This window comes from Oleiphilus sp. HI0079, from assembly GCF_001635105.1.
In genome coordinates this window covers 1-351 of sequence record NZ_LWFT01000373.1, presented here as the reverse complement: position 1 = coordinate 351, position 351 = coordinate 1, and the positions used below count along the sequence as shown (strand labels likewise).

At 44.7% G+C, this 351-nt stretch carries 1 protein-coding gene; it reads left to right on the top strand.

The genetic code is table 11. From position 1 onward, the window contains the following. Positions 1-351 (top strand): hypothetical protein (locus A3750_RS25915; RefSeq protein WP_231871720.1); only part of this gene is annotated, 351 nt, incomplete at both ends.

Sequence of the window (351 nt, the reverse complement as noted above, 5' to 3'; positions counted from 1 at the left end):
CTATGGAAAGGCTAGTGTTGAGACTTACGTTTATGCGTTGTTGACTGATACGCATACCTTTTTCGCGTTCGATGCGCGAGACCCAGATCCAAGCCAGATAAGAACGGCATTTCGAAATCGCGATGCGGTAAAGGAAGACGATTATGTTTCTTTGGTTGTTGATCCGACAGGTACTGGTAGTAAAAAATATGAGTTTCGTGTAAACCCGAGCGGTGTGTTAACGGATGTTCTTCAGAACACTGTCGCTGATCGTTATTACTATGACTGGGATTCTAACTGGATTGCCGAAGCACAAGTAACGGACTCCGGTTACATTGTCGAAATTGCCATACCGCATCAATCGATTCGTCT